We start from the raw sequence: 4,234 nt of genomic DNA on the forward strand, positions 1-4,234 counted from the left end.
GCTTACGCCAGTTGCTGGTCGGCAAGCCGCTTCAGCAATTTTTCCAGCATGTCGTCGCAGCGGCGCATCTGCTCGACGCTGACGAATTCGTCCGGCTTGTGCCCTTGCGCCATCGACCCCGGTCCGCACACGACCGTCGGCGTGCCGAGATCGCGGCTGAACAGGCCGCCTTCCGTGCCGAAGGCCATCTTGATGGTATTGTTGGCGCCGGTCAGCGATTTGACGAAGGCGACGGCTTGCGAACTGGCTGGCGTGTCCAGGCCGGGATAGGTGTTGGTGATGTCGATGTCGATTGCTGCCTCGGGCGCGATAGTCGAGGCTTCGGAAGCAATATGAGCAGCCTCCTTGCGCAGGCGGTCGAGAATCTCGTGCGGGTCGTCGGCTGCGACATTGCGGATTTCGAAGTCGACCTGGCAAAGGTTCGGCACGATGTTCAGCGCCACGCCGGCGTTGATCTTGCCGACATGGACGGTCGTGTATGATATGTCGTAGTCGCCGTCGCGGGCGCCATCGCGCATCAGCCGGTCCTGTTCGCGGCGCAAGGCGGCGACGAAGTCGCAGCCGAGATGGATGGCGTTGAGCGCCAGCGGGGCCAGCGCCGAATGGCCTTCGCGCCCCTTGCAAAGCGCGCGTGCGGCAAGCTTGCCCTTGTGCCCCGTCGCCACCTGCATATCGGTCGGCTCGCCGACAATGCATAGCAGCGGCCGATGCGGGGCCGCTTGCAGCATGTCGATTAGGCTGCGCACACCGATGCAGCCGATCTCCTCGTCGTAGGAGAGTGCCAGGTGCAGAGGCGTCTTCAGCGTCATTTTCGCGGCCTTGAGGCACGCGGCGAGCGCGCAGGCCACAAAACCCTTCATGTCGGCCGCGCCGCGTCCGTAAAGCTTGCCGTCACGGTTCGTCATCTCGAAGGGCGGCAGCGTCCAGGCCTGGCCGTCGACGGGAACGACGTCGGTGTGACCGGACAGCATGATGCCGGAAGCATCAGTCGGTCCGATGGTGGCAAAGAGGTTGGCCTTGTGGCCGTCCTCGCTGTGGATGATCTGGCTGGCAGTGCCGTGCGCGTCTAGCAGGTCCGCCACGTAGTTGACGAGGGCGAGGTTCGAGTCGCGGCTCACCGTCGGGAATGCGAGCAGCTTTTCAAGGATCTGGGTGCTGTCCATGCGTCTTGTGCCTCATTGGCCGTCGGTACTTCTAGCATCGCGTGGCCGGGGCCTTGAAGTCGCATTTGGCTCAGTCGGGATTCAGCGGATGCTAATCCGGATGTGTGCGATTAGGCGCGGCCTAACCGGCACAGAAGAAATCTGTTGTTTTCCGGCGCTTGCCGCAACTTATGAATGGTCTCACGGCATCAACCCACTGGGCCGGCCGGCTTGCGTCACGCCTCGAAACCATGATCGGGCGTGCTGCAGGGCGACGCTGGCAGGAAGGCACGTTCCATGCGCGATCCGCGCTATGATATTTTGTTCGAGCCCGTGAAGATCGGTCCGGTGACCGCCAAGAACCGCTTCTATCAGGTGCCGCATTGCAATGGCGGCGGCTATCGCGACCCTTCGGCCGCGGCCGAGATGCGCCGCATCAAGTCGGAAGGCGGCTGGGGCGTCATCTTCACCGAGCAAACCGAGATGCACCACACATCCGAGATCACGCCCTTCATCGAGCTCAGGCTGTGGGACGATGCCGATATTCCGGCGCTGGCGAAGATGGCCAAGGCAATGCACCAGCATGGCGCGCTGGCCGGCATCCAACTGGCCTACTCAGGCATCAACGGGCCGAACCTCTACACCAAGGAAGTGCCGCGCGGGCCGTCGGCCCTGCCGATCCGCACCTTCACCAACGATCCGGTGCAGGCGCGCGCCATGGACAAGCAGGATATTCGCGACCTGCGCCGCTGGCATCGCAATGCCTTCAAACGGGCGAGGCTCGCGGGCTTCGATTTGGTGTGCCTCTACGGCGCGCATGGCTTCGGCATCATCCAGCACTTCCTGTCCACGGCCACCAACCAGCGCAGCGACGAATATGGCGGCTCGCTGGAGAACCGCTCGCGGCTGATGCGTGAGCTGATCGAAGAGGGCAGGGACGCTATCGGCGACACGTGCGGCCTGACGCTGCGGCTGTCGCTGGACGAGATGATCGGTGAGCTCGGCTTTGCCAATTCCGAAGTGCGCGACATGATCGAGATGCATGCCGATCTGCCCGACCTCTGGGACCTGGCGCATGGCGCTTGGGAGGACTGCTCCGGGCCGTCGCGGTTCAAGGAGGAGGGCGCGCAGGAGAGCCTGGTGTCCGGCATCAAGAAACTGACCTCGAAGCCGGTCGTCGGCGTCGGTCGCTTCACCTCGCCGGATGTGATGGTGAAGATGATCAAGTCCGGCACGCTGGATTTCATCGGCTGCGCGCGCCCATCGATTGCCGATCCCTTCCTGCCGAAGAAGGTGGAGGAGGGGCGCATCGAGGACATTCGCGAATGCATCGGCTGCAACATCTGCATCACCGGCGACATGACCATGTCGATCTCGCGCTGCACGCAGAACCCAACCTTCATGGAGGAATGGCGCAAGGGCTGGCATCCCGAACGCATGCAGGCCAAGGGCGATAGCGACAGCGTGCTGATCGTCGGCGCCGGCCCGGCCGGGCTGGAGGCGGCGCGTGCGCTCGGCCTGCGCGGCTATCAGGTGGCCATCGCCGAAGCCGGCACCGAACTCGGCGGCCGCGTGGCGCGCGAGTGCCGCTTGCCTGGTCTCTCGGCATGGGGACGCGTGCGCGACTACCGCCAGTACCAGATCAGCCAGATGTCCAATGTCGACGTCTATTTCGAAAGCCGATTGTCGGCGCAGGAGATACTGGACTTCGGCTTTCAGAACATTGCGCTTGCCACCGGCTCGACATGGCGCCGAGACGGCGTGGCGCGCGCGCATGTCGTGTCGATGCCGATCGACCCGGCCATGCCGGTCTACACGCCGGACGATCTGATGGCCGGCACTGTGCCGACCGGCAGTGTCGTGCTGTTCGACGACGACCACTACTACATGGGTGGCGTTCTGGCCGAGCTGATGGCGCGCCAGGGCGCGAAGGTGACGCTGGTGACGCCGTCGGCCTATGTATCCGACTGGACCCGCAACACGCTGGAGCAGGGCGCCATCCATCGCCGGCTGGCCGAACGCGGCGTCGAGATCGTGCTGAACCGGACTGTGACGCGCATCGTGCCGGGCGGTGTTATCACAGTCTGCGCCTATACAGGCGCCCGGAGCGACATCATTGCCGACGCGGTGGTGCTGGTGACATCGCGCCAGCAGGACGATGGTGTCTGGCAAGGCCTGAAGGCGCGGCGGGACGAATGGGCCGACAGCGGAATCCGCTCGATCAAAATCATCGGCGATGCCGAGGCGCCGGGTCCGATCGCCTGGGCAACCTATGCCGGCCACCGCTTCGCGCGCGAGCTGGATGAAGCCGATATCGGCGACGCACTGCCCTTCCGCCGCGAGGTCACGGCGTTGGCCGCGGAATAGGGCGCCTGCGGTGCGGTCAGCGAATATCGGATTGTTCAACCATACCGCATTGCACAATTCCTTCGCTTGGTCACAATGCAGGCATGGTTCGAACCGCACTCGCCGTCCTGGTGATCGATGAAAACCGCATCCGCGCCGCGATCATCGAGGCGGGGTTGCGCGAGGCCGGCCATGAGCGGGTCACTGTCATCCATGATGTGACCGGCATTGCGCGGCGGATCGCCGAGATCGAGCCCGATGTCATCGTCATCGATCTCGAAAACCCGAATCGCGACATGCTGGAAAACATGTTCCAGCTGTCGCGTGCCGTAAAACGGCCGATCGCCATGTTCGTCGACCGCTCCGACCAGGCCTCGATCGAGGCGGCGGTCGATGCCGGCGTTTCGGCCTATGTCGTCGACGGTCTGCGGCAAGAGCGCGTCAAGCCGATCCTCGACATGGCGGTCAGCCGCTTCAACGCTTTTTCGCGCATGGCGCGCGAACTGGAAGAGGTTCGCGGCGAGCTCGAGAGCCGCAAGGTGATCGACCGCGCCAAGCGCATCCTGATGAAATCGCGCGGCCTCTCCGAAGAGGCCGCCTACACGCTGCTGCGCAAGACGGCGATGAACCAGAACCGCAAGATCGGCGACATCGCCCAAAGCCTGGTGACTGCCGCGGGGCTGCTGGGACCGGCGGAGGACGAATGAGCATGACTGCCGAGCACCAGATCACCGCCGGCTTCATGC

At 64.2% G+C, this 4,234-nt stretch carries 3 protein-coding genes; 2 read left to right on the forward strand and 1 reads right to left on the reverse strand.

The genetic code is table 11. The annotated features are described in order from the left end of the window. Positions 1 to 2: 2 nt before the first annotated feature. Complete coding sequence (gene argE / locus EN925_RS25425) at positions 3 to 1,163, reverse strand: acetylornithine deacetylase (protein WP_127369730.1); 1,161 nt, start codon at positions 1,161 to 1,163, stop codon at positions 3 to 5. A 276-nt stretch (positions 1,164 to 1,439) separates the two neighbouring features. On the opposite strand from argE, the gene EN925_RS25430 reads away from it, so the two are divergent. Both EN925_RS25430 and EN925_RS25435 read left to right on the forward strand, forming a co-directional pair. After that, entirely contained in the window at positions 1,440 to 3,509 is a 2,070-nt protein-coding gene (locus tag EN925_RS25430; RefSeq protein WP_127369731.1) for an NAD(P)-binding protein, read from the forward strand. An 83-nt stretch (positions 3,510 to 3,592) separates the two neighbouring features. Beyond that, positions 3,593 to 4,195: an ANTAR domain-containing response regulator gene (locus EN925_RS25435; protein WP_127369732.1), complete on the forward strand. Its 603-nt coding sequence runs from the start codon at positions 3,593 to 3,595 to the stop codon at positions 4,193 to 4,195. Positions 4,196 to 4,234 lie beyond the last annotated feature (39 nt).

The sequence above is a fragment of the Mesorhizobium sp. M7A.F.Ca.US.006.04.2.1 genome (genome assembly GCF_004022915.1).
GTDB classification, from domain to species: Bacteria; Pseudomonadota; Alphaproteobacteria; order Rhizobiales; family Rhizobiaceae; genus Mesorhizobium; species Mesorhizobium ciceri.